The following is a 25,273-nucleotide window of genomic DNA, read 5'->3' on the forward strand; positions in this document are numbered from 1 at the left end:
CACCCCGGAATGCGGGACAAATTTTAACTTCGGGTAGTCTAGACCCGGCAGATAGGGCTGTCTATCCCTGCCACCAAAACACACAGGAGAGTTGTGAACGCTGATCTCGTCGTAGTCGGTTCGGGTTTTTTTGGCCTGACAATCGCGGAACGCGCCGCCACGGAGCTTGGACTTAAGGTTGCGGTCCTGGACCGCCGCCACCACATCGGTGGAAACGCTTACAGCGAAAATGAGGCCAAAACGGGCATCGAAGTCCACCGCTACGGCGCCCACCTCTTCCACACCTCGAACGAGCGGGTCTGGGAGTACGTGAACCGCTTCACTGCGTTCACGAACTACCAGCACAAGGTTTACACCAGCCACAAAGGCGAGGTGTACCAGATGCCCATCAACCTCGGCACCATCAACCAGTTCTTCCGGGCCTCGATGGGGCCGGCGGAAGCAAGGGCGCTGATCCAGGAGCAGGCCGGGGAGCTCGCGGGCACGGACCCGCAGAACCTGAACGACAAAGGCATTCAGCTGATCGGCCGGCCCCTCTACGAGGCGTTCATCAAGTACTACACCGGCAAGCAGTGGCAGACGGACCCGAAGGACCTCCCGGCGGAGATCATTTCCCGCCTCCCGGTCCGCTACAACTACGACAACCGCTACTTCAACGACACCTATGAAGGCCTGCCGGTGGACGGCTACACCGCGTGGATTGAGCGCATGGCCGACCACCCCAACATTGAGGTTCACCTCAACACCGATTTCTTCGACGGCGGCGCGTTCGGCCAGGCGTCGGTGCGCGGCCAGGTTCCCGTCATCTACACGGGACCGGTAGACCGCTACTTCAACTACGCCGAAGGTGACCTCTCCTGGCGCACCATCGACCTTGAGGAAGAGGTCTTGCCCATGGAGGACTTCCAGGGCTGCGCCGTGATGAACTACCCGGACGAAGACGTCCCGTATACCAGGATCCATGAATTCCGGCACTTCCACCCCGAACGTGACTACACGAAGGACGCCACGGTGATTATGCGGGAGTTCTCCCGTTTTGCCGAGAAGGGCGACGAACCGTACTACCCGGTGAACACCGCCGTCGACCGTTCGAAACTGCAGGCATACCGGGACCTGGCCCGCGGCGAGGACTCAGTGCTGTTCGGCGGCCGGCTGGGCACCTACAAGTACCTTGACATGCACATGGCCATCGGATCGGCCCTGAGCATGTTTGACAACAAGATCAAGCCCCACTTCAGCGGCGGGGCGAAGCTGGAAAGCGGAGGAGTAGACGCATGAGCGTAGCGACAGAGTTCCGGCAAGGAACCGGATCCACCACCGACGACACCGTCTGGAAGACAGTTCACCGCGTGGTCTTCCCGGTCGACGGCGACACCGACACCCTTCCGCTGTACGTGGACTTCGACGCCGCGCGCCGCGTCGTCGAAAAGCAGGACTCGAGCTCCAAGCGGGGCATGGCGACCGCATATCCGGTGGCCGCGCAGCGCAGTCAGGTCCGCTCGGACTTCATCCTCGGCCGCCGCCAGCTGTCACTCCCCGCGCACCGCCGGGTTTCCTTTGGAACGTATTTCAATGCGTTCCCTGCCAGCTATTGGCGCGCCCACACGGACGTTCAGCAAGTCCGGCTCAGCATCGAGGTGGATGCCGAGGCAACGGTCATTGTCTACAAGTCCAGCCCGCGCGGCAGCTCAAACCGTGTCCAGAGCATGCATGTAACCGGCGGTGCCACCGCGACGTGCGAGCTGCCCCTGACCACCTTCGCCGACGGCGGCTGGTACTGGTTCGACCTCGTCGCACACGGACACGACGTGACGCTCAAGCAGGCTGACTGGTCGGTTCCCCAGCCAGAAGGCTTTAGCCCGGGGACACTCTCCATTGCGGTCACTACGTTCAACCGCCCGGATTACTGCGTCAAACACCTGCGCACGTTCGCCGAGTCGGAGGACCTGGTGGCAGTCATGGACCGCCTCATCGTCACCGATCAGGGGACCCAGAAAGTCCGTGACGAGCCCGGCTTCGAGGAAGCCGCCGCCGTCCTCGGCGACAAGTTCAGGCTCATCGAGCAGGGTAACCTGGGCGGTTCCGGCGGCTTCGCCCGCGGAATGCAGGAGTCTGTGGAGGACGGCGTGAGCAAGTACGTCATGCTCCTGGACGACGACGTCGTGGTGGAAACGGAGGGTGTGCTCCGCGCCGTCAATTTCGCCGACTTCACCCGCAGCGCCACCATCGTGGGCGGACACATGTTCAATCTCTTTGAGCGTTCAGTGATCCACAACTTCGGCGAGGGCATCAACGAGTACCGGTTCCAGTACGCGCCGATCGGCGAAGGGCAGATCGCCCACGATTTCGCCTCCGAGAACCTTCGCACCACGCCCTGGATGCACCGACGAATCGACGTCGACTACAACGGCTGGTGGATGTGCCTGATCCCGACGTCGATCATCAGGGAGATCGGGCTTGCACTGCCGGTCTTCATCAAGTGGGACGACGTCGAATACGGCATCCGGGCCAAGGCCCACGGGTACACCACTGTGAGCCTTCCGGGGGCGGCCGTATGGCACATGCCCTGGACCGAGAAGGACGACACCATTGACTGGCAGGCCTATTTCCACCAGCGCAACCGGTGGGTCGCAGCCATGCTCTACTCGCAGTACGAGAAGGGCGGCCGGCTGCCCATCGAGAGCTTCCTCCAGGACGTCCGGCATCTGCTCTCGCTGCAGTATTCGGCCGTGGAGCTGCGCAACCGTGCCCTCAAGGACGTGCTCGACGGCCCCTCCCACCTGCACCGGACCATTGGCGGCAAGCTCGCTGAGATCCGCCAGGTCCGCTCGGATTTCCCGGACGCCCAGGTCACCAAGGACATCACAGAGTTTCCCCCTGTCAAGAGGGTGCACCTGCCAAAGTTCGGCATGGTTCCCTCGCGCCCCAAGAACTTCGCGCAGACCATATCCAGCGCGCTGTCCGGTGCGCTTCGCCAGCTGCGCAGCGTAAACGCCGCAGCGTCGCAGAACCCCGAGGCCGTTGTGCCTGCGGCGGATGCACGCTGGTGGCGGCTGTCCCACCTGGATTCGGCCATCGTCTCGGCGTCTGACGGGACAGGAGCATCCTGGTACCGTCGGGACAACGTCCGCTTCCGCAAGCAGTTGCTTCGCAGCCTGACCCTGCACGCCCGCGTGCTGGCGCGCTGGGACGAGCTCTCGGAGTCCTACAAGAATGAACTGTCCAACTTCACGTCTCCGGAGGCCTGGCGCAAGACGTTCGAGTCCATGACCGACTCCGGGCCTGATCAGCGGAAACCCAATCAGTGACTAACGGACGTACCTCCCCGACGGACCAGGACGCCGAGCGTGCCCTGGTGGCACCGGGGACCGGGAACGGGCTTGCTGATGTCTTCCGGTCCCGGTTCCTCCTGAAACTCCTGGTCCGGAAGGAACTCAGGATCAGGTACCGCGGGTCAGTGCTGGGCCTGCTCTGGACCTACGTCAAACCCGGCGTGCAGTTTGTTGCGTTCTATGTTGCCCTCGGCGTCTTCCTGGGGCTGGAGCAGAGCCCGACCAACAGGGGCGGTTTGCCGAACTACGCGGTGTACCTGTTCTCCGGGATTATCCTGGTGAACTTTTTCACCGAGTCCTTGAGCACGGCGACACGGTCGATCGTCAACAACAGCGGCCTGATCAACAAGATCTACCTGCCCCGTGAGCTGTTCCCGGTCTCATCGGTGTGGGTGTCTGCGGTGCATTTCCTGCCGCAGATGTTCGTGTTGGTCGTCGCCTGCCTGTTCAGCGGTTGGCGCCCAGGCCTCGTTGAGGCGTACACCGCCGTCGCGGGCTTCCTGATCATTGCCCTGCTCGCCACCGGGCTGGGACTCTTTTTCGGGGCCGCGAACGTCTATTTCCGGGACTCGGAGAATTTCGTCGACCTGCTGCTGATGGTGGCCACCTGGGTTTCGCCTGTGCTGTACTCCTGGCGGATGGTCCAGGCAAAGGCGGGGGATCTCTGGTTCTCCGTGTACCAGCTCAACCCCATCACGATCGCCGTCGAGTCGTTCCACCATGCGTTTTGGCTTCCCACCACGGCCGGTGCGGAAGGCAGCCCGCCTAATCTGGTCACGCTGTGGATCCCGGTGGGCCTGCTGGTGTCGCTGCTCATTCTGTTCCTCGGCCAGTGGACCTTCCGCAGGCTCGAAGGCCGTTTCGCGCAGGAGCTGTGATGACTACCGCCATAGAAATACGCAACATCAACAAGCAGTTTGTCCTGCGGCACACCAGGTCACTCAAGGAAGCACTCGTGTGGCTGATCCGGGGCCGCAAGGGCGACCTCTCCAAGAAGTTCCACGCCCTTCGGGACCTTTCGATCGACGTCGAACACGGCGAGACAGTGGCGCTCCTGGGCCTTAACGGTTCCGGCAAATCGACGCTGCTCAAGCACATTTCCGGGGTCATGCTGCCCGATTCGGGCACGGTCCGCACCGGCGGCCGGGTGGCAGGGCTGATTGAGGTCGGCGCGGGTTTCCATCCCGACCTGTCGGGACGGGACAACGTCTACCTCAACGGCGCCATCCTTGGCATGACGGAAGCGCAGATCAAGGAAAAGTTCGACTCGATTGTCGAGTTTGCCGAGATCGGCGAATTCATCGACACCGAAGTGAAGTTCTATTCCTCCGGGATGTACCTCCGGCTGGCGTTTTCGGTCGCCGTCCACACGGATCCCGACGTCTTCCTGGTCGACGAGATCCTAGCCGTCGGCGACGAGCCCTTCCAGAAGAAGTGCCTTGCAAAAATCAAGGAGCTGGCGGCAGCGGGGAAGACCCTGATCGTCGTAAGCCATGACCTCGACCTGGTCGCCCATGTCTGTGATCGCGGAATACTGCTTGAACATGGCTCGGTTGTGATGGACGGCCCTGTGGGCGACGTCATCAGCCGGCTGCGGAACCGCTAACGCAACCGCATCACCCGCGAACGACCCCCCGGGCCCGCCGGCGACAACCGGGCCGCCCCTTTTATAACCCTTGGAGGAAATGTGTCCTGGCTGTCCACGCTGCCGGCTCTGCTCGTCGCTGTGGCTGTGGTGCTGCTCCCGGGCGCTGCAGTGGCCTGGTCCCTGGGCATGCGGCGCTCGAGTCTGCTCGGGTTCGCACCGCTCTTCTCGCTTTCCATCGCCGGCGTCGCCGCCGTCCTGGCCCCGTTTGCGGGGATCAGCTGGAATATCTGGGTGGTCGTGGCGGCTACCTTGCTGGTGTCGGGCGCGGCTTACGCAGCCACCCGCACCGCCTGGGTGCGCAGGCAGGTCGCGGCAACCGAAGTTCGCGACAGCTGGGCCGTCCTGGGGGCGACTGCCGCAGCCATCGCCGTGGGCGGTTTCCTGACGGCCCGCCGTGTCATCCAGCTGGTAGGTGCCCCGGACAACATTTCCCAGCGCTACGACAACGTCTTTCATCTGAACGCCGTCCGCTACGTGCTGGATACCGGCAACGCATCGTCCCTGAATCTGGGCAGCATGGCCGGTGGAACCGGCGGACTGTCCTCCGTCTACCCGGCGGAGTGGCATTCCCTGGCCGCGCTCGTCACGCAGCTGACGGGCGCTGGCGTTCCGGTCTCTGTCAACGTGGTGAACCTGGTGGCCTCTGCGGTCATCTGGCCGATCTCCGTCGTCTTCCTGACGAGGGTGGTCGTCGGCCCCAGGCCCATCGGACTCCTGGCGGCCGGAGTGGCGTCGGCGGGCCTCATGGCGTTCCCGTACCTCCTGCTGGTCTGGGGACCCCTCTTTCCCAATCTCCTTTCAGTGAGTGCCCTGCCCGCCGGAATCGCAGCAGTGATTCTCGCGTGCAGGCTGGCCCCCACACTTCAGGAGCCGCCGGTTCGCGCGTTGCCTGCACTGGTGCTGGGAATTCCAGGCCTTGCGCTGTCGCACATGAGTGCCGTCAACGCGCTGCTCGCCTTTAGCGCCCCCATCCTTGTCTGGAAATTGGTCGTGTACGTTCGCGGTCTGATCCGAAACAAAGCCTCCGTTGCCCGGTTCGCCATAACGGCAGCCGCGACAGTCGCCGGTGTGGTCGTTGCACTACTTGCATGGCAGACGCTCCGGCCGGGGGCCTACAACGGCTGGGCTGCACATCAGACAGTTGCCGGATCAATTGGCGAAGTCCTGGCCAATGCACCGATGAAGACTGACGTGGCGCTGGCGATCTCCGTGCTGGCGCTGATCGGAATGGTTCGGATCATCCGGCAGCGGACCCAAATCTGGCTGCTGGGCTGCTATTTTGTGGCGGGGTTCCTCTACGTGGTCGACGCCGGATTCAATGCCGGGTGGGCCAGGGCATTCTTCACCGGCACGTGGTACCAGGACACGAACCGGCTCGCCGCCTATCTGCCGATATTCACCGTGGTGCTCGCCGCTGCGGGCATGCTGGCGGTTGCGGACGTCGCCAAGGCCGCCTTCAGGGAAACCGTGTCAAGACTGCCTCGAAGCAACATGGCCGGGGTGCGCACGGCCGCCGTTGCGGGCCTGGCGGGAACCGTGATCGCCGTTGTGGTGCTTGCCTGGGCTACGCAGACCGGTCCGGTTCGCGATTACGTCGCGTCCGGCCAGGTGTTCTACGAGCGCGATACCAAGGATTCCATCCTGTCCTCGGATGAGTACATGCTCCTGGCACGCATGGGTTCCGAGGTTCCCCAGGACGCGGTCATCGCCGTGAATCCGTGGAACGGCGGTGCCCTGGCCTATGCCTTTGCGGACCGAAAGGTGCTGGAATTCCACATGGGCCAGCGGGAAACGAAGAGCATGCGTGTGGTCGCTGAGGCCCTCGCCAAGGCCGACTCGTCCGCAGGCGTCTGCGATGCGGTGCGCGCGACGAAAGTCTCCTATGCGCTGGATTTCGGCCAGCAGTACCTGCTGAACCACCCGTCCAGCAAGACATACCCGGGTCTCCAGAACTTGGAGTCATCCAAGGCTGTTCAGCTCGTGGATCAGCAGGGAGCCGCCAAGCTGTTCAAAGTGGTGGCCTGCAGCTAGTCCAGGAACAAAGACAAGAGACCTCCGGCACCGGCAGCTTGATTGCTGCGGGCCGGAGGACTTTTTGTTGCCCGGGGTGGCAGTGGCCAACGTGGCCTGAGCGGGATTAGCTGCCGAATGCCTGGAGCAGGGCGGCCACCGTGCGCTCTGCCGCGTGGCCGTCACCGTACGGGGTTGCGTCCGTCGCGGCCGGCGTCGGACGCCGTACGGTGTCGGCGAGGATGCTCAGGTCCTTGCTGACGAGCACGTTCCAACCAAGTTCGACGGTTTCCACCCATTCCGTTTCCGGCCGGATAGTAGTGCACGGCGTGCGGAGCAGGAAGGCTTCCTTCTGGAGCCCGCCGGAGTCGGTGATGACGCCCGCGCTGTTCCGCACAGCGTGGACCAGTTGCGGGTAGGCCAGCGGAGCGGCCACCCGGACAGATCCCTGCTCCAGGTTGAGTCCGTGCTTGGCGGCCAGGCTGACGAGCCGCGGGTGTGCCAGCAGGAATACCGGCTTCTCCAGGCTCGCCAGGGAGCCGATGATGGCAGCGAGGCGCTCCGGGGAGTCGGTGTTGTCGGGCCGGTGGATGGTGCAGACGTAGTACTGGCCAGGTGCCGCGTCGACAGGGAGGGGCTGGTCGCCGGCGTCGAGCAGGTCGCGGACTTTGAAGAGCACGTCCGTCATGACGTCACCTACCAGAACGGTCCTCTCCGCGAGGCCCTCCGTGGCCAGGTGCTTGACTGCCACCTCGGTGGGCGCGAGCAGGAGGTCGGCGCTGTGATCGGTCAGGACGCGGTTGTGCTCTTCGGGCATCCGCCGGTTGAAGGACCGGAGTCCCGCCTCAAGATGCGCGACCGGGATGTGCATCTTGATGGCCGCGATGGAGGCGGCAAGGGTCGAGTTGGTGTCGCCGTAAACAAGGACGCAATCCGGAGCGGACTCCTCCAGGATTCCCTCAAGTCCGTGCAGCATGGCACCGGTCTGGGCGCCGTGCTTGCCGGAGCCAACTCCGAGGTTGAAGTCCGGTGCCGGGATCCCAAGATCCCGGAAGAACACATCACTCATGAGCTCGTCATAGTGCTGGCCGGTGTGGGCGATCAGATGTTCCGCCTGGCCCTCCATGGCCGCCGCGATCGGCGCAAGTTTTACAAACTGGGGACGTGCGCCAACGACGCTGAGAATACGCATGGCTTCTAGTTTAGAGGCAGCCCTCAATTCTTCGTGACTGACCCCTCCGGTACGATTGATTCGGCGTTGTGCCCGGCATGCGGGCTGCGGTTTACACAGTGAGGTCCGGTCCGTGCGAATTCTTGTGGTTACTACGTGGTTCCCCAGCAGGCAGAGACCGACGGAGGCGCCCTTCAACCTGGAGCACGTCAAAGCCATCCAGCGGGGTCACGATGTCCAGGTCCTCCACGTGCGGCTGGGACGATCGCAGGACGTCGAGTCCGGGCAGTACGAGGGCATCCCCGTGACCCGCATCGGCTTCGACCCGCGGCAGCCCCTCACCCTGGTCCGGGCCGTGCGGCAGATTTCATCCGCCCTGCACAACGCGGACGTCCTGCACACCATGGCATTCTCCAGCGCCCTGGTTGCGGCATTGCCCTGGTCTGTCCGCCGGCGGCCCTGGGTCCACACGGAGCACTGGAACGGCGTCACCAACCCGGAAAGCGTCGGCGGGATCTGGCCACGGGTTGCCTGGCTCAGGCACGTACTCCGCCTGCCCCACCACGTGACGGGCGTGACCCGGCAGCTGGCGGATAAACTCAGTGAGTTCTCGCGCCCCCAGGCGGCGTCCGTGGTTCCGTGCGTCGTGCCCAATGGGCGGCCGGTTGCGCCCTACCCGCCGCTGGATCCCCTGCGGCTGGTGGCCGTCGGCGGGCTCATCCCGCGAAAAAGGCCGTTGCTCGCCGTCCAGACGGTTGGCTGGCTTCGTGGACAGGGCCACAACGTACAGCTGGAGTGGGCCGGTGACGGCGGCCAGCGGGCAGAGGTAGAGGCGCTCATTGCGTCGTCGGGACTGTCTCCTTACGTGCGGCTGCTGGGAAACGTGGCCCCGGCGGAAGTGTTCGCCCTCTTCGACCACGCCCATTTGTTCTTCCTGCCGACAGAACAGGAAAACTTCTTCACGTCGGCGGCGGAGGCCATGAGTGCCGGCCGCCCCGTTGTTGCCCCGCACGTGGGCGGTTATGACGACTACGCAACGCCGGAAAACAGCCGGCTCGTTGACGACGTGACGCCCGAGTCGCTAGGCCGGGCGATTCTGGATGTTCGGGACCGGTTTCAGAACGCCGAGCCCGGGGTCATTGCCGAGCCGATCCGTCGCCGGTTCTCCCCGGAAACCGTCGCCGGGCTCTTTGACGACATCTACACGGACGTCAGCGCACGGAGGGCCGGCGGCCGCCGGATAGCGCAGTGATAGCCTGAGCAAGTGCAAAATACGGGTACAGGGTTTACGCCCGCAGTCGACGTCGTCATAGCCGTACATAGTTCCGGCAGGCCGATCGAGCGGGCAGTGACCTCAGCCTTTGACGGCGGCCTGGCGGCGAATCAGGACGGCGGAGTCCGCGTCTCCGTTGTCTGCCACAACATCGAGGCGGAGGCAATCCGCGGACGCCTTCCGGCCGACACCGCCGGGCAGGTGCGCTGGCTGACGTGCCAGGACGGCATTCCCAGCCCCGCAGGCCCGTTCAACGCCGGCATTGCGGCGGCGGACGGCGAGTATGCATGCATCATGGGGAGCGACGACTACCTTGAACCGGGCGCCCTCGCGCAGTGGCTCTCGGTTGCCCGCGCCGGCGGCGCGGCCGCAGTCATTGCTCCGCAGCGGCATGCTGATGGCAACAAGATCCGGACCCCTCCTGTCCGGGCGGGACGCAAGGGCCGGCTCGACCCGGTCCGGGACCGGCTGTCCTACCGCACCGCGCCGCTCGGACTCATCAGCACAAAGGAAATCCAGCGGCACAACCTGACCTTCACCGCGGGACTCAAGACAGGGGAGGACCAGGAGTTCTCGTCGCGGTTGTGGTTCGGCGGCGGACGCATCGACTATGCCAGGGGCGCCGGCCACTACGTTGTCGGCGCGGATGCGCAGGACCGCGTCACATATACCCGCCGGCCCGTCACCGACGAGCTGTCCTTTGCGACGCGCCTGGTAGCCTCCGAGTGGTTCAAGGGGCTCACGGACACGAGCCGGCGGGCCATTGCGGTCAAGCTTCTCAGGGTCCACGTTTTCGGGCTGGTCGGGGTGCGCGCCGACCACGGCGGCTGGTCCGGGACGGACATGGCGGAACTGGCCGCCGTCGCACGCAGTCTGCTTGCGGCTGCCCCCGGGGCAGCGGATCCGATGGCCATCGCTGACCGCCGCCTGCTCGACACCATCCTTGACGGCGGCGCCGAACCCGCTGCGCTCGTGGCTGCGGCGGCAGCGAGGCGCAGGTTTGGGCGGCCCGAGACGCTCTTCGCACGCGGGATCAGGAACAACCTCAACCCGGAGTCCCCGCTCAGGTTCATGGCGGCGTCGCTGCTGGTCTGAGCCTGGCGGTCCGCCGTCCGTGCCTGTCCGCCGTCCGTGCGCCGCCGCCGGTGCGCTGTCGCGCCGTAGCCGGCCTGCCGCCGTCGTCCGGACCCGGGCCGGCCGCTACGGGCGACGCCCGCCAAACAGGGGCGCCGAATAGAGCTTGGTGCGGACCAGATGGCGAAGTGTGCTTTCGCGGAGCAGGTTTGCCCACGGCACGGGCGCCAGGACCTTGCTGACGTACGGCGCCCGCTGATCAGCCTCCAGGGCCTGCCTGATGACTCCCGCCGCACTGGCGCGCCCCGCTGCCAGAATGAGCCCGCGGTCCGCCATGGAAAACGGCCGCAGATATTTTCCGGAAATGTTGGAGATTTTGCTGATGAACTGCTCAAGTGCGGCAAGGTCGGAAGCGGTCCAATCCCAGTCCGCTCCCCGCCTCCGGAGAGCGCCCAGCAGGTGGACCCTGACCAACTTCACGGCAATGGCTGTCCGCGCGGAAGGACGCAGGCCGCCCAGCCAGGCGTCGTCGAGGCCCAGCACGGCGCGGAACTCCTCGGCCAGCGGCAGGACATCCGATGTGACGCGGTCCGAAGCGTCGCCGCAGATCACGTAGCTTGGTGCGCCTGCGGGATACTCGATTTTTGCCCCGGAATACCAGAGGCGCAGCCCGGGATCGAGGTCTTCGCCCGAACGCAGCCCTTCCGTGTACGCGATGCTTTCGGATTTGAGTGTGTCGCGGCGGATCAGCCCCAAGGGAGCTGTGGCGTAGGCCAGGCCGTCGCGGACGGGATCCAGGTTGTGCGTCCGCCGGGGACGGACCCTTGGCGTTCGAATACGGACCTGCCGGTCGGTGAGGAGCGGCGCTGCCACGGCATCCGCGCTCCGGTCATCGAGGACGCGGTGCCAGGCGTGCAGGGCGCCGGACTCGAAATAGTCGTCAGAGTCCAGCACTGCCACAAACGGTGCCGTTGCGAGGCTCAGTCCGTAGTTCCGGGGGCCGGCGGGGGAGTTCCGGTGGTCGTGAAACTCCTCAAACCGGATGGTGCCGTTGGAGGCCGCGCCCACCGTGGGGCTGATCTGGTCGCGGGAGATGTTGTGGCACACCACCGTGACGCGGACCATGCCGCTGGGCATGCCGTCAAAGCAGGAGCGCACTGCGCGGTCAAGCGGACGTTCCGCAGTGTGAACCGGGATAACGACGTCAATCGTCGGCTCTTGCGGCATCAATTGATCAGTCCTGCCAGGGAAGCCTGATGTGCGAAGTCCGGGACGTTTTCGATCAACTCGTCGAATGTGCCGCTGGCGGTGACCCGGCCGCCTGTCATGAAGAAAATCTGGTCGGCGTGGCGGATGGTGGACAGGCGGTGGGCGACCAGCAACACGGTGACCTTGCCGTGAAGATCGCGGATGGCCTGGCTGATGGCGTCCTCAGTTGCCGTATCGAGGGCGCTCGTGGCCTCGTCCATGACCAGCACCAGGGGATCCGCATAGAGGGCGCGGGCGATGCCCAGCCGCTGTCGCTGTCCGCCGGACAGCGACAGGCCACGCTCGCCGAGGGGGCTGTCGAGGCCGCCGTCGCGCTTTTCCACGACGTCGAGCATCTGGGCGGTCTTCAGCGCTTCCTTCACCCGGTCCCGGTCGACGCTGTCAGTCCAGGTCAGCGCGACATTCTGCGCGACAGTGGCATCGAACAGCGATACGTCCTGGGGCACGTAACCGACACGCGAGCGCCAGTCATCCTTGACGGCGCTCAGCGGAATGCCGCCGATCGAAATGGTTCCCCCGGTGGGTTCCACGAGGCCCAGGATGAGGTCCACCAGGGTTGACTTTCCTGCGCCTGATGAGCCCACGAATGCGACGGTTGAGCCGAACGGTACGGTGAGGTTGATGCCGCTGAGGGCCGGCGGCGCGTCCGGAGCATACCGGAACGACACATCGCGGAGATCAAGGCTCGCAGCCGAGACGGCGAGCGTCTCCCCGCTGCGCTCGTGCTGCCGGTCCTCGGAGAAACGCTCGATGGACTTGATGTCTGAGACCACTATGTTCGCGTGGGGGGCGTTGACTGAGGTCTGGGAAATGATGGCCTGGAACCGCTGGATGCTGGGGGCCATGCGGAAGCCTGCAAGCGCGAAGATGGCCACCGAATACATCGCCTGGTTCGTGCCCCCCGCCAGGTATCCCGCCAGTCCGACGACGACGAAACCACCAATGAGCGCGGATTCCAGGACGTACCGCGGAACGATGCTCAGGAACTGGATGTTGGACCGTGCCCGGGAAGTGCTGATGCGGTTCTCGTGGACGACCTGGGCAACTTCGTCCGACTTGTTGCGCAGCGTAATTTCCTTCAGGGCGCCCACCATCTCGGTCAGCAGCTGTGCAACGCGGAACGAGTAGTCCCGGTTGACCCGCCCGGCAACGACCGAACGCCTCGAAACGAAGACGTAGAGGACGCCGCCCACCAGGCCCAGGTAAATCAGGGCCACCGCGGCGGTAAGCGGCTGCGATACGGCCAGGATGATGACGACGACGGCGAAGGTGAGCGCTTCGCCCACCACGGATACCGCCGGCAGCAGGAATCCGGCGATCGTGTTGGCGATGCCCACGTCCGCAATCCGGATGAGGTCCGATGAGTTCCGCCGGAGGCGTTCGACCCAGGGGGCAGCAAGGTAGGCGTTGAACAGCCGGTCACCCATGGCAAGCTCATATTGCGCAAACCGGCGGGTGGCAAACCATTGAAGGATGACGGCGAACACGCCTTTGAGGACGATGATGAGGCAAATGATGCCCACAACGACAAAAAGGCCCGCGCCGGAGATCTCGACGCCGAGGAAGGGGACCTTCCAGCCGGCTCCGTTGATCATGGGGGTCAGAACCAATGCCAGCAGGCCCATCGCGAAGGCATCGAAGAGTGATAGCACGCCCAGAAGCACTGAATAGAGCTTCAGGAATCCGACGCTCTGCGGCGGCAGGATGCTGACGACATTCTTGAATGTGGTCCACAGGGCCTTCACCGGCGCTGCTCCTGCGTGGGAATTTGGACGAATGGGGCGGCGTCGCAGCTGGCAGGGGAACAACTTCGTGGGCTTCGTATCACCATGACATTCTAGCGGGCCGCTGCCGGACCAAGCTGAACACCGGCTTGCCGGTCAGCGGGCGCGGTGATCCGAAGCCGCACCGTAGAGGTCTTGGAGGACGGGGATCCATGTGTCCGCCAGGTGGTTCTTGAGCACCCACTGCCGGGATTCCGTCTGTTCTGCGGCCTTGACGGGGTCCACTAGTACCTCGCGCGCCTGTTCGACCAGTTCGAGCAGCGAACCCTGCAGGACCGGTGGAGTTCCAGCGGGCCCTTCCAGCTGGCGGCCGGGACACGCAACCACCGGGCCAATGCCCATCGCTTCGAGTTCGCTGACGCCGAGCAGGCCCGTGGATTGCCCCACGACCAGGTCCGCGGACGCAAGGTACTCAAGGTAGTCGGCATGGCTCATTTTTGGGACCAGCTCAACCCCCAGCGCCTTGGCGGACGCCGCTCCGGGCCCCCAGTCCAGCCCGACGATCTTCGTCGAATCCGGGACAGCCTTGACCAGCAGTTCAGCGAACTCCAGCTGCGTTTCCAGTCCTTTGGAATCGTCCCAGCGCGAGGCAAACACCACCTTGCGCTTACCGCCCGACTGCGCCTGGGGTGCCCAGCGGGGGAGAGTTTCGGGGCGGAGCAGCGCCGGCATGTACCGCGCATCAGGCCGTGCCGTCAGCGCGTTCTCCGCGGTGTCGAGATTTGAATAGAAAACAGTGTGGGCGCCGTCAATGGCGCGCTGGATCTGCTCGCGGGTGTTCGGCTCGAGCCATTGCTTGCGGATATCGGTGCCGTGTAAATGAAGCAGGTATGGGCGGCGGGGGAGAAAACCGTGCTCCAGAAGTGCGGCGGCCGTCGCGTAGTGGATGTGGATGACATCCGAGGTCAGCAGCATCTTCACGTGGCGGGCCACATACGGCAGCTGGCGCGCCCGCCCCGCTGCCGAGGAGGTGAACCCTTCCGGCGGGCGGACTTTCGACGGTGGAACGAAATTCCAGTGATGGCCCTGCGCGGCTGCCGCCCGGACCAGGGTCAGAGCCACATTTGCGCAGTCGTTAAAATGAGTTACGCGCGGCTCTCCGACTGCAGATTTCACTCGAACAGGCCTCCAGTTCAGCAATTCCAGTGCGTGGCCGGGCGGCCTGCATGACATGACTAGCGTAGCCGCAGGCCGAGCCGATGACGGCGGTGGGGCCGCTGCCCGGCCCGGATCAGGACACGCGCCCGTCCACAAACGGGGCCAGCGCCCGCGAATACTCGGCGCTAATGTGCGAGTAGTCCCGGTAGACGATCACAGCGCCGAGCTGCGGATAGCAGAGCTTCGCGTCGCAGAATTCGCTTCTGAGCGGAATGTGCGTGAATCGCGGCGACTTAAAGGTAGACGCTGCATGGGTTATCGCCGTTCCCTTGGGGAACGCCTGATCCACGGTGGTGGCGCAGGCGAGCGGATCCCGGCTGTTGGCCGCGAGGCAAGTTGGAACATACTGGCCGTTGGTGCGCGGCACGTCGTCGAACGCCACCACGCGCTTGCCGGAAGAGAGCAAGCCCTTCCACGCCGTGGTGAAGCCGTCCTCTGCGGGGTCGCGAAGTTCAACGCCCGGCGCCGGCTTGTACGTGTAGGCGGTCGAATAGGCCGCTGTGAACACGGTGGTGATCTTTGTGTCCGTCGCCAGCTTTTCCTCCACTTTCTTGCCCCATGACGAACAGTCCGACTGGTTTCTGTCCGTCGCTTCCGAGGGCAGGACGCGCAACGCCGCGGTGAGGGGACATGACGCCTTGGTGTAGGTCCTGATGTGCCATTTGTGCCGTTGTGCAAGCACCTCGATCGCCGGCAACCAGGCGGTTGCATGCGAATCACCCACGAGGGCGACGGTGGCTGTGGCCTGGCGTTCCTCCACGCCAAGGTCGCAGGAGACGAGATCAGTTCCGGAGAGGTCGCCCTGGCAGCCCTTGTACAGGGGTTCCTTATTTTGACGGGCAACCACGGCCGGAGCGGGATCCGGAACCCCGGCCCCGGTTACGGGACCGCAGTTATTGGCGGGATTGAGCGCCCCCGGACCGTAGCAGGGGCTGTTCACCTGGGCCGTTTTGCCGTCGCTCCCGGCGAAGGCAAATGACGTCAGCGCAACAGCGAGACCCAGGACGATGGCCATTCCGGATGCGGCGAACGAATACGCGCGAAGGTTCGTGGACAGGAACCGGCCGGTCCGCAGCGGGTCTTCCACGGTGATTTTGGTGAGCCAGGAGAGAAGGACCACCAGGCCAAGGAGGAGGCACTTGTCCAGCAGCCCGGCTGGCCGGCCCATAACGTACGGTGCAACGATCAGGATCGGCCAGTGCCACAGGTAAAGGGAGTAGGAGATGCCGCCCACAAACTGCATTGACTTGGATGACAGCCACCAACGGGCTCCGGCCGGTGTCGCCGTCCCGGCCACCATCAGGATCAGTGCGGTTCCGCCGACGGGAACGATGGCGGTCCAGCCGGGAAACGGCGTTTCGGCCGTGAACGTGAGGGCCGAACCGACAATCAGGCCAATGCCCGCCCAGCCCAGGACGGTGGCGACCCAGCCGTCAAGGGTGCGGTCCACGAAGACCAGGGCCACGAGCGCGCCGGCTGCGAATTCCCAGACACGGGCCGGGCTGACGAAGTACGCCATGGACGGGGCGAGCGCCGTCACCGCGATTGAATACGCCAGGGAGGCTGTCCCGACCACCGCCAGGCCGAGGATGAGAATCGACCGCGGAGATGACACCGTGGACGACGTGCCCTTTGAACGGGCAAATTTCGGAAGGATGTACAGCAGGCCGAGCACCAGCAAAGGCCAGAAGACGTAAAACTGCTCCTCGACGGAAAGCGACCAGTAATGCTGGGCGACGGTCGCATCGTTGTGCTGTGCGGAGTAATCCACCGAGTCTCCGGCCAACACCCAGTTTTGAACATAGAACGCGCTGGCTGCCAACTGCCGCGCCGTGACTTCCCAGACCGTTGACGGCACCCACAGGAATGCTGCCAGCAGCGAAGCGAACAGGACAAGGAAGGAAGCCGGCAGCAGCCGTCTTACGCGCCTGGCCCAGAACTTCAGCAGGCCGATGGAAGATGTCCGCAGGATCTCCCGGTACATGTGGGAGGTGATGAGGTATCCGGAGATGACAAAGAAGATGTCCACGCCCACATACCCGCCGCTTAACCGGTTCGGCCAGAAGTGGTACAGCACGACGGCGGCCACGGCGATCGCGCGCAAGCCCTGGATCTCCGTGCGGAAGGGGGCCTGAGCGGGCCGCTGCACTGTCTCACGGAGTCCAGAAGCCGGGTCATTCACGAGGTTAGTTGCAGACACAACAGGCAATTTTACCGTTGAATGCGGCCGGACCGGTGCGGGACGCCGGCGAGCGGTCCCCGCTCCGGCCGATCCCGGCTGCCTTCCACACCTTCCGCACCTCCCATCCCCACGCCCGTGCCGGGCAGTCCAGGTACCCGGCGCCTGCGTGCCCTATGGAATACTTGACGGGTGAGTCGAACCTGGATAGTCATACCCATGTACAACGAAGCGTCCGTCGTCGGTACCGTCATTGAGGGGCTGAGGGAAGAATTCCCCAACGTTGTGTGTGTCGACGATGGCAGCACCGACGGCTCCCAGGGCGTGGCCCGGGCAGCGGGCGCCGTCGTCGTTCAGCACCCCGTTAACCTGGGCCAGGGGGCCGCGCTCCAGACGGGCATTGAGTATGCGCTCCAGGACCCGGAACTGGATTGCATCATCACTTTCGACGCCGACGGCCAGCACCGCGTCGTGGACGCCCGTGCCATGGCGGACCGAATTCTGTCGGGCGAAGCCGACGTCGTCCTTGGGTCCCGCTTCCTCGATGACCGGACAAAACTTTCCCCCATGAAGCGGCTGGTACTCCGTACGGCCGCCGTGCAGTCACGCCTCGCCACCGGCATGGCCCTGACGGATGCGCACAACGGACTGCGGGCCTTCAGCCCGGGGGTTGCCAGGGGCCTCCACCTGCAGCAGAACCGGATGGCGCACGCCTCCGAACTGGTTCACCAGCTTGCGGAGATGAATCCCCGCTGGGTCGAGCAGCCGGTCGAAATCGTCTACACCGACTATTCAAAGTCCAAAGGCCAGTCCCTGCTGAACTCGGTCAATATCGTTGCTGATCTCTTTTTTAGGTGAAATTGTGCAGATTATTGTCCAGATAGTTCTCGTCCTGGCCGTCGTTGTCATGTCGCTGGCGCTGATGCGCGGCGGATCCAACGCGCGGCATCTCGCCATCCGTCGCATCATGCTGGTCCTGTTCACCTGCGTGGCAGCGTTTTCCATCTTCTTCCCCGAACTGCTGACCCGGGTGGCACACCTCATGGGCATCGGACGCGGGACGGACCTGGTCCTCTATGGCCTCGTGGTCAGCTTCCTGGTGTTCATGGCTACGACGTACCAGCGCTTCCGTCATATGGAAGCCACATTGACCAAGCTGTCCAGGAGGATAGCCCTTGACGAGGTTGCACTGCCGGGCGCAAGGGATGAACAGCAGGGCGGAGCGTCGCAGCCTGACCGGCGACTGACCCCGCCGGCCCATGGGGGACAATGACGTCCGTTCGGGGCGTAACGCTGCAGGCGGACGCCCGCAGCCCTGAAAGCCCCCGGCAACGGGAGTTCGGCCTGGACATCCTCCGGATTGTCAGTATCTGCGGAGTCGTGGCCATTCACGTTTTCGGCCATCTGGTGGGACGGGCACCCCGCGACAGCCGGACCTGGTGGATCTCCGTGACGATCGACATCGCCTGGATCTGGGTGGTTCCTGTCTTCGTGATGATTTCCGGAGCGCTCATCCTTGGCTCCCGGCAACTCGCCGACCCCGGGCTCTTCTACCGCCGGCGGGCCGTCAGGCTGGTTCCTGCACTGATCGCCTGGAACCTCATCTACCTGATCGGTGTGCGGCTGTGGATGCGCGGCGAGGACCTCACCCTGGCGCGTGTCCTGCAGCTCCTCGTGGACGGATCGGTGTTCACCCAGCTCTATTTCCTGTGGCTGATCGCCGGGCTTTACGCCGTGGCGCCAGTGCTGGCCGCTTTCCTGCGCGGCGGAAGCAGGCGCAGGGCCGTTGCCGTTGCCGCAACATTTCTGGCAGCGGCACTGATCTTCTACATGGTGCCCGGAATCCTGAGCCTGTTTGGCATCTCCCGTCCCGTCCAGCTCAACGTTTTTACCCATTGGATGCCGTATGTGGGGTACTTCCTTGCGGGCTACGCCCTGAAGGACGTCCGGCTAGGCGGCTGGAAATTGCTGACCACGGGCGCCGTGACGGTCGGGCTCCTGGCAGCCACCATCTGGCAGTACGGGCACAAGGGATCGTTGCCGCTGCTGGATGCTGCTTTTCCGGTCTCGTACCTGGGATTGCAGGTTGCGCTGGCCGCCATCGGCGTCTTCGTGGTGACGCTCTCCCTGTGTGAGGGTCTCAAGCTGGAACGGGCAGGCAAAGCGACCGTTGCATTGTCCAACGCGACCTTCGGCGTCTTCCTGGTCCACCTCGTCATTTTTGAAGCAATCCGGCTGACAGTTCCGGCTGTGTCTGCCGGAAATTCCCTTGGCGCCATCGCCGGTGCCTATGCCGTGACGTTGGCTGCCAGTTTTGCGGTTTCGCTGGCTGCCAGCCGCGTTCCGCTGCTGAGGAACATTTTCTAGGCCCGGTCAAGTTGCCGACGTCCTGGCCTCCGGGCGCCGCTTGGTGGCGGTTGCCGGACGGAACGCCACGTGGGCGTCTGGGATAATGGGGCATATGACTGAGCTCCCCTCGTTGCTGATCCTGTCCTTTTCCCCCATCCGCTCGGATCCCAGAGTCCTCAAACAGGTGGAGCTGTTCAAAGGCAAGTACCGCGTTACCACATGCGGTTACGGTGAGGCTCCGGAAGGCGTGGATCATCATTTCGAATTGCCGCGTGACGCAAAAGGCTGGCCATCTGACAAGTTAGGGCTGGCCCTCCGTCGATACGAACGTGTCTACAACGGGCTTGGCGCCGTTATGGCTGCGCGGAGCGTCCTCCCACGGGGGGAATTCGACGTCATTCTTGCCAACGATCTGAACACCGTGCCGCTGGCGATTGAACTTCAGCCGAGGCTCGGCGTTCATGCGGATCTTCACGAGTTTGCGCCACGGGAGAAGGAGTCGGACCCCAAGTGGCGGCTTGTCGTGGCGCCCTTTATGCGGTGGCTCTGCCGGCGCTATCTGCCTTTAACCGCGTCCGTGACGACGGTTTCTCAAGGCATCGCCGACGCCTACACGCAGGACTACGGCGTACCCGCTAACGTGGTTACGAATGCCGCGCCATATGCAGACGGAGAGGTGCGCGGGGTCGGCCCGACGGTCAGACTCGTTCACAGCGGAGCCGCGCAGCGCTATCGGCAACTCGGCAGGCTCATAGAGGCGATGGCGGACGCCCCGGATTGGCTGACCTTAGACATGATCGTCATGCCCAACGAACCTGACTACCTGGACGAACTGAAGGAGCTCGCTGCTGCAGTGCCGGCTGTCCGTTTCAGGGATCCCGTTCCCTACAACGAACTCGTGAGTACCATGGGCGAATATGACGTCTCGATAGTCTTCTTCCCTCCGAGTACCTTCAACCTGAAACACACCCTTCCAAACAAGTTCTTTGAGGCGGTTCAGGCCCGGGTTGGGCTGATCACGGGACCTTCTCCAGCCATGGTTCCGCTGATGAAGGAATACGGACTTGGCGCTGTGACTTCCGATTTTTCGGCAGGCTCCCTGCGGGATACGCTCATCAGCCTGACGGCCGACAAGATAATGGAGTGGAAAAAGGCGGCAGACGCCGCAGCCAGGCCCCTCTCGGCCGAGTCCCAGGTGCTGGCCTGGCAGAAGGCCGTGGACGACATTGTGGGTTCCCGGCACGCACGAGCCTAGAACGGCATACTGGCCGGCTGACAAAGAAGGCGGCTCCCCACGGGGAGCCGCCTTCTTGTGCCTTCGGGTGCTTAGCCCGCAGCGGACGAGACTGAAACGAGCGCCGCTGAGCCGACGGTGCCCGCCGTCGATGCCGGGTCCCACTTGCCCCCGGCGGCGATGGGGTAGTAGCGCAACTGCCCAGTGGTCTGCAGGGCCAGCACTCCCTTGCTGGCGGCGCCGGCGAATCCTGCGGTGGCGGAGAACTGCCGGAAGGACTGCCACCCGCTGCCCACAGTCTTCCTTGCTTCCGGGACAAAGCTGCCTGTCCCGGCGGAGCGGTAGAGCTTCATCGAGCCGGAGGAGGCTACGGCCAGAAGGTCCTGGTGCCCGTCAGAATCGAAGTCCACCATGGCCAGCTTCAGTCCGCCCCAGCCGGTGCCGATCCGCACCGGCGCGCTGAGCGAAGCCCCGGATGCGTTGGCCCAGAAGTTGAGCACTCCGTCGCTGCCATAGCCCACCAGGCCGGGGTACCTGCTGCCGGTGACCCACTTGCCCGCGATCAACGTGGCCTGGGAGAAGCCGGCCGTGGCGGCAGTCACCGGTCCGGTGAACCCGCCCGACGCCGATCCCAGGTACGCAGATATCGCGCCGGTGGCCTTTTGGGCGAGGACGTCGGGGACGCCGTCGCTGTTCCAGTCCACAACGTGCAGGGACTTCATTCCTGACCAGCCGACCCCGATCTGGTACGCGCCGGTTATCACGGAGGAACCGGCCGGATGGTTCCAGAGCCTTCCGGAAGCGTCAACGGAGAGCACATCCGCGGTGCTGGTGACCGGCCGCTCGGATACAAGGCGGGCGCTTCCGGAGATCAGGGTATCGGCCCATCCCGGCGTCAGCACCGACTTCTGGCCAAAGGCGCCCTGATTCAGCGGGTAATAGCTCAGCGTTCCCGCGCTGTCGCGCGCCAATATTCCGTTCGAGGACGGTGCCGCGAATCCCTTGGCCGGACTGATGCTGGTCATCGCGTTCCAACCGTTGCCGATGACCTGCCGGGATTCCGCGATGAACGTTCCCGTGCCGTTGGAGCGGAAGAGCGTCATGCGCCCGAGGTAGTCAACGGCGGCAACGTCCTGGTTGCCGTCCCCGTCTGCGTCCGTCATGGTGACGTGCATCCGGGTGAATCCTGACCCGATGCCCGCGGCAGGACCAAGGGCGCCTCCCGAGGAGTTCGCGTGGAACTGCAGGGCGCCGTCTGCCCGGCGGACTACGAGGCCCGGATACTTGGAGGCCTTCAGCCAGGAGCCGAAGGTGATGTCGGCCCCGGAGAGTCCGGAGGCGAGAACGCTGGGTGCGGCAAAGCCCCCGGCGGACAGCCCGGCCCGGATGCTGAGCACTCCGGCGGTGCTGAGGGTCGCCACATCCTGGATGTCGTCAGCGTTCCAGTCGGTCACGTGAACGGAAGCGACGTCGGTAAAGCCGTCACCGATCTTGGTTGCGGCTCCGAGGGAGCCCGCGCCGGTGGAGTGGCGGAAGAGGCCGCCGGCGGCATCGATGGTCACAACGTCCGAGGCTGCCGCGATCGAAGGAGTCGGCTGGGTGGGCGGGGGAGCAACGGCGACGTTGATGGTCTCGCCGCCGGCGATGAGGAAGCCGTTCCAGCCGACGCCGATCGGGACTGACGCGCCCCATGTCGAGTTGCCGGGCACCGGGTAATACGTCAGTTGCCCGTCTCCCTTGCGGGCCATGAGACCGTTGGTTCCTGCCCCCTTGAAGTTGGTCGTGACGGTCACGCTGGTCATCATGTTCCAGCCGCTGCCTATGGTCGGCCGTGCCTCGGCAAGGAATGACCCGCTGCCGCCGGAACGATAGAGCCGAAGCGCCCCGGCGGGGTCCTGGGCGAGGATGTCCTGGTGGCCGTCACCGTCAAAGTCGATCATGGTCAGGTTCAGCCCGGTCCAGCCGTTACCTATGGCCGTCCCCGCGCTAACCCCCGAACCTGAAGCATTCCGCCACAGCCGGAGCGCGCCGGAATCGTCGCGCGTGATGATCTGCGGGAAATAGCTGCTGCTGAGCCAGTAGCCGACCGTGAGCTGGTAGTTGCCCCAACCCGCTGCCGCCAGTTCGGGGCCGGCGGAGAATCCGCCGGTCGAGGCGCCGAGATACACGTTGACGCGGCCTGAGGTCCATTGGGCGACGAGGTCCAGGACGCCGTCGGCGTTCCAGTCGATGGCGTTGACGGATCGTACCTCGGTCCAGCCCTGTCCGATCTGGCGCCGCGTACCGAACGTCCCCGAACCTGTCGCAGGATATTCCCAGAGGACGCCGGAAGAGTCGGCCGCCACCACGTCACCCAGGGACCTTATCGATGGTGTGGGGATGGCGCCGTCGGCCTGGGACGCAAACTTCTGCAGGGTGGCCAGGGTTCCGTTCCAGGCGTTGGAGTCGCCCTCGAAAGGGCCGGTGCTGCTGTACTGCCAGACACTGTATGTTCCCCAGCCGTTGGGCATGGTCCCCACGTAACGCGAATATGAGGCCAGGTGCAGTGGCTGCCTGCTGAAGGCGCCGGAGTTTCCTGTGCACGTGGTCCACCAGTCGGTGGTTGTGTAGATCATGGGAAGGCGGCCGGTCCTGGCCAGCACACGGTTGGAAAAGGCTGCGATCCAGTTGACCATCGCCGCCTGGCTCATGTTGTAGCACGTGTTACCCAGCGACGGGTACGGGTTGTACTCAATGTCCAGAAGCGGGGGCATGGTCTTCCCGTCTCCGGTCCACCCTCCGCCGTTATTGACGAAGTAATCGGCCTGGACTGACGCCGCCGAAACGTTCGGGAGGGCGAAGTGGTACGCCCCGCGAATCATGCCCACGCCTTCCGCGCCACCGTACTGGGATCCGAAGATCGGGTTTCGGTACGTCGTGCCCTCCGTGGCCTTCACGTAGGCAAACCTGGCGCCCATGTTGTACTGGGTCGTCCAGTTGACCGCGGACTGGTGGCTGCTGACGTCCAGCCCCTGGACGCCGGGCGCCATCCACGTGTTGGCGGCCTCTGTGGAGATGGCATTCAGGGACGAGGCCTCCGACTGCTTGGCGAACGTCGAGGCGCGATCCTTCGCGCCTTGGCCCATGTACGCGCCGTCTTTTCCGATTTCGGCGCGAAGTGCCTCCATGTCGATCTGCCCGGTGGACTCTTGCCCTGGGGGCTGAGCCTGGGTGGTGGCGGCCCTCGTCTCGGGGCTCGGTGTGTTCGGGCTCGGTGCGTTCGGGGACGGGGCGGCGGCCGATGACGGAGCGGGACTCGTCGAGGGAGCAGGGGCGTCCGGGCTTCCGGGGCCAGCGGGCGTCGTCGTTGCGAGGGCCGGAAGGCCGCCGCCCGCACACAGCATCGTGGACAGGATTGCGGAAGCCCCTACAAGGCCCAGCCGTTTTATGCTCAACGCGATGACTGCGGAGCGGCTGCTATTTGAGGAACGTTCCATGTGGTACTCCGTAGCCTTGAACTGCTGGCTTAAAACGGCCTCATGGCTGACTTTCCTCGCCGTATTGAGCCCCGCAAAACCAGCGGCGATGTTAGCGGGCCAATCCTAACACCGGAGGTATAGATGTGACTAATGTGGCTCCTGTGGCCAGCGGGGGCATTGAGCTTTCCGGCTGGGGTTGCAAGACCTCTTCCCGACAGCCGGGGCGGGCAGGCATTGGCGCCCCCCGTCTGGACCTAGACTTGTGGCCATGAAAGTTTTGGTTACCGGGGGCGCCGGCTACATCGGATCACACACTGCGCTTTGTCTTCTCGAAGACGGGCATGAGGTTGTAGTACTGGACAACCTCATGAATTCGAGCGTCGAGGCTGTGCGGCGGGTTGAGGAGCTCACCGGCAAGAAAGTGGATTTCCGTGAGGGGGACCTGCTGGACGCGGACGCCGTCGACCAGGTGTTCGCGGAAGGCGGCTTCGACGCCGTCATCCACTTTGCCGGCCTCAAGGCGGTGGGGGAGTCGGTCGAAAAGCCGCTGTGGTACTACAAGAACAACGTCGTCGGCACACTGAACCTGCTGGAGAGCATGGAGAAGGCGGGCGTGCGCCGGCTGGTATTCAGCTCGTCCGCCACGGTTTACGGTGCGTCGGAGCATGTTCCCCTGATCGAAAAGTCGCCCCTGGACGCGACCAATCCCTACGGGCGGACCAAGGAGCAGATCGAGGACATCCTCTCGGACCTCAGCGCCGCCGATCCGCGCTGGAGCATCGCCCTGCTGCGGTACTTCAATCCCGTGGGTGCGCACGAATCGGGCCGCATCGGTGAAGACCCCCGGGGCATACCCAACAACCTGCTGCCGTTCGTGGCCCAGGTGGCCGTGGGCCGCCGGGAGAAGGTCATGGTGTTCGGCAACGACTATCCCACGCACGACGGCACCGGGGTGCGGGACTATATCCACGTCATGGACCTCGCGGCGGGCCACCTGGCCGCGCTGCGCTACCTGGCGACCAAGACCGGCGCTTTCCGCTGGAACCTCGGCACCGGGCGCGGCTCGTCCGTGCTGGAAGTCATCGATGCCTTCGGCGCCGCTGCGGGCCACCCGATTCCCTACGAGTTAGCGCCGCGGCGGCCCGGCGACGCGGCCGTGAGCTACGCCGATGCCTCGGCCGCCCTCGCCGAACTGGGCTGGTCGGCGCACCGTGACCTGGCGCAGATGTGCAAGGACCACTGGCGCTGGCAGAGCTCCAATCCGTTCGGCTACGCGGAGCAGGGCTGACCGCGGGACCTGCGGGTCCAGGACGCAACTTCGACCCGGGGTCCCG

Annotated in this window: 18 protein-coding genes; 12 read left to right on the forward strand and 6 right to left on the reverse strand. The window is 64.6% G+C overall.

Translation table 11 applies throughout. The features are described from left to right. The first annotated feature begins 93 nt into the window (after positions 1–93). From glf to ASG92_RS21715, 5 genes are all read left to right on the forward strand, one after another. Positions 94–1,278, forward strand: a complete 1,185-nt coding sequence (gene glf, locus ASG92_RS21695) for a UDP-galactopyranose mutase (RefSeq protein WP_056633244.1) — start codon at positions 94–96, stop codon at positions 1,276–1,278. After that, positions 1,275–3,308, forward strand: a complete 2,034-nt coding sequence (locus ASG92_RS21700; protein WP_056633248.1) for a glycosyltransferase — start codon at positions 1,275–1,277, stop codon at positions 3,306–3,308. Before glf ends, ASG92_RS21700 begins: the two co-directional genes overlap by 4 nt. Continuing rightward, the gene (locus ASG92_RS21705; protein ID WP_200952049.1) at positions 3,305–4,210 is read left to right on the forward strand and encodes an ABC transporter permease; all 906 of its coding nucleotides are present in this window, start codon (positions 3,305–3,307) and stop codon (positions 4,208–4,210) included. The genes ASG92_RS21700 and ASG92_RS21705 overlap by 4 nt, the downstream gene beginning before the upstream one ends. Beyond that, positions 4,210–4,938 (forward strand): ABC transporter ATP-binding protein, encoded by a 729-nt coding sequence (locus ASG92_RS21710; RefSeq protein ID WP_056633250.1) that lies wholly within the window; start codon positions 4,210–4,212, stop codon positions 4,936–4,938. The genes ASG92_RS21705 and ASG92_RS21710 overlap by 1 nt, the downstream gene beginning before the upstream one ends. 81 nt (positions 4,939–5,019) lie before the next feature. Further along, positions 5,020–7,011: a DUF6541 family protein gene (locus ASG92_RS21715; protein WP_056633253.1), complete on the forward strand. Its 1,992-nt coding sequence runs from the start codon at positions 5,020–5,022 to the stop codon at positions 7,009–7,011. Positions 7,012–7,117: 106 nt separating this feature from the next. Here ASG92_RS21715 and wecB read toward each other — a convergent pair whose 3' ends face one another. Continuing rightward, positions 7,118–8,182: a UDP-N-acetylglucosamine 2-epimerase (non-hydrolyzing) gene (wecB, locus tag ASG92_RS21720; protein ID WP_056633257.1), complete on the reverse strand. Its 1,065-nt coding sequence runs from the start codon at positions 8,180–8,182 to the stop codon at positions 7,118–7,120. Positions 8,183–8,294: 112 nt separating this feature from the next. Between wecB and ASG92_RS21725 the strand changes: the two genes are divergently transcribed. Both ASG92_RS21725 and ASG92_RS21730 read left to right on the forward strand, forming a co-directional pair. Next, a complete protein-coding gene (locus ASG92_RS21725; protein WP_157372379.1) occupies positions 8,295–9,413 on the forward strand; it encodes a glycosyltransferase family 4 protein in 1,119 nt (372 codons plus the stop codon). Between the two features lie 12 nt (positions 9,414–9,425). Continuing rightward, positions 9,426–10,529 carry a glycosyltransferase gene (locus ASG92_RS21730; protein ID WP_157372382.1) on the forward strand — a complete coding sequence of 368 codons (1,104 nt, stop codon included), beginning with the start codon at positions 9,426–9,428 and terminating at the stop codon, positions 10,527–10,529. Positions 10,530–10,634: 105 nt separating this feature from the next. On the opposite strand, the gene ASG92_RS21735 is transcribed toward ASG92_RS21730, so the two are convergent. The 4 genes from ASG92_RS21735 to ASG92_RS21750 all read right to left on the reverse strand — a co-directional run bounded on the left by ASG92_RS21735 (position 10,635) and on the right by ASG92_RS21750 (position 16,919). Then, positions 10,635–11,735, reverse strand: a complete 1,101-nt coding sequence (locus ASG92_RS21735; protein WP_056633266.1) for a glycosyltransferase family A protein — start codon at positions 11,733–11,735, stop codon at positions 10,635–10,637. Then, a complete protein-coding gene (locus ASG92_RS21740) occupies positions 11,735–13,522 on the reverse strand; it encodes an ABC transporter ATP-binding protein (protein WP_056633269.1) in 1,788 nt (595 codons plus the stop codon). Before ASG92_RS21740 ends, ASG92_RS21735 begins: the two co-directional genes overlap by 1 nt. Positions 13,523–13,657: 135 nt before the next feature. After that, positions 13,658–14,623, reverse strand: a complete 966-nt coding sequence (locus ASG92_RS21745) for a hypothetical protein (protein ID WP_056633272.1) — start codon at positions 14,621–14,623, stop codon at positions 13,658–13,660. Positions 14,624–14,792: 169 nt separating this feature from the next. Continuing rightward, a complete protein-coding gene (locus ASG92_RS21750; RefSeq protein ID WP_157372385.1) occupies positions 14,793–16,919 on the reverse strand; it encodes an acyltransferase family protein in 2,127 nt (708 codons plus the stop codon). A gap of 198 nt (positions 16,920–17,117) precedes the next feature. Between ASG92_RS21750 and ASG92_RS21755 the strand changes: the two genes are divergently transcribed. From ASG92_RS21755 to ASG92_RS21770, 4 genes are all read left to right on the forward strand, one after another. After that, positions 17,118–17,756 (forward strand): glycosyltransferase family 2 protein, encoded by a 639-nt coding sequence (locus ASG92_RS21755; protein ID WP_056633278.1) that lies wholly within the window; start codon positions 17,118–17,120, stop codon positions 17,754–17,756. A gap of 4 nt (positions 17,757–17,760) precedes the next feature. Next, a complete protein-coding gene (locus tag ASG92_RS21760; RefSeq protein ID WP_056633280.1) occupies positions 17,761–18,171 on the forward strand; it encodes a DUF2304 domain-containing protein in 411 nt (136 codons plus the stop codon). After that, on the forward strand, positions 18,168–19,265 hold the full coding sequence (locus ASG92_RS21765) for an acyltransferase family protein (RefSeq protein ID WP_056633283.1): 1,098 nt from the start codon (positions 18,168–18,170) through the stop codon (positions 19,263–19,265). The genes ASG92_RS21760 and ASG92_RS21765 overlap by 4 nt, the downstream gene beginning before the upstream one ends. Before the next feature lie 94 nt (positions 19,266–19,359). Beyond that, a complete protein-coding gene (locus ASG92_RS21770) occupies positions 19,360–20,502 on the forward strand; it encodes a glycosyl transferase (protein WP_056633286.1) in 1,143 nt (380 codons plus the stop codon). Positions 20,503–20,573: 71 nt separating this feature from the next. Here ASG92_RS21770 and ASG92_RS21775 read toward each other — a convergent pair whose 3' ends face one another. Beyond that, a complete protein-coding gene (locus ASG92_RS21775) occupies positions 20,574–23,957 on the reverse strand; it encodes a GH25 family lysozyme (RefSeq protein ID WP_082579657.1) in 3,384 nt (1,127 codons plus the stop codon). Between the two features lie 250 nt (positions 23,958–24,207). Between ASG92_RS21775 and galE the strand changes: the two genes are divergently transcribed. Then, a complete protein-coding gene (gene galE, locus ASG92_RS21785; RefSeq protein ID WP_056633813.1) occupies positions 24,208–25,227 on the forward strand; it encodes a UDP-glucose 4-epimerase GalE in 1,020 nt (339 codons plus the stop codon). Positions 25,228–25,273 lie beyond the last annotated feature (46 nt).

This window comes from Arthrobacter sp. Soil736 (assembly GCF_001428005.1).
Taxonomy (GTDB): Bacteria; Actinomycetota; Actinomycetes; order Actinomycetales; family Micrococcaceae; genus Arthrobacter.

Bases quoted from the DNA above. Each gene is read 5' to 3' on its own strand.
- ASG92_RS21770 (WP_056633286.1), top strand. From the start codon at position 19,360: ATGACTGAGCTCCCCTCGTTGCTGATCCTGTCCTTTTCCCCCATCCGC.
- ASG92_RS21735 (WP_056633266.1), bottom strand. From the start codon at position 11,735: ATGCCGCAAGAGCCGACGATTGACGTCGTTATCCCGGTTCACACTGCG.
- wecB (WP_056633257.1), bottom strand. From the start codon at position 8,182: ATGCGTATTCTCAGCGTCGTTGGCGCACGTCCCCAGTTTGTAAAACTT.
- ASG92_RS21710 (WP_056633250.1), top strand. From the start codon at position 4,210: ATGACTACCGCCATAGAAATACGCAACATCAACAAGCAGTTTGTCCTG.
- galE (WP_056633813.1), top strand. From the start codon at position 24,208: ATGAAAGTTTTGGTTACCGGGGGCGCCGGCTACATCGGATCACACACT.
- ASG92_RS21775 (WP_082579657.1), bottom strand. From the start codon at position 23,957: ATGGAACGTTCCTCAAATAGCAGCCGCTCCGCAGTCATCGCGTTGAGC.
- ASG92_RS21700 (WP_056633248.1), top strand. From the start codon at position 1,275: ATGAGCGTAGCGACAGAGTTCCGGCAAGGAACCGGATCCACCACCGAC.
- ASG92_RS21755 (WP_056633278.1), top strand. From the start codon at position 17,118: ATGTACAACGAAGCGTCCGTCGTCGGTACCGTCATTGAGGGGCTGAGG.
- ASG92_RS21765 (WP_056633283.1), top strand. From the start codon at position 18,168: ATGACGTCCGTTCGGGGCGTAACGCTGCAGGCGGACGCCCGCAGCCCT.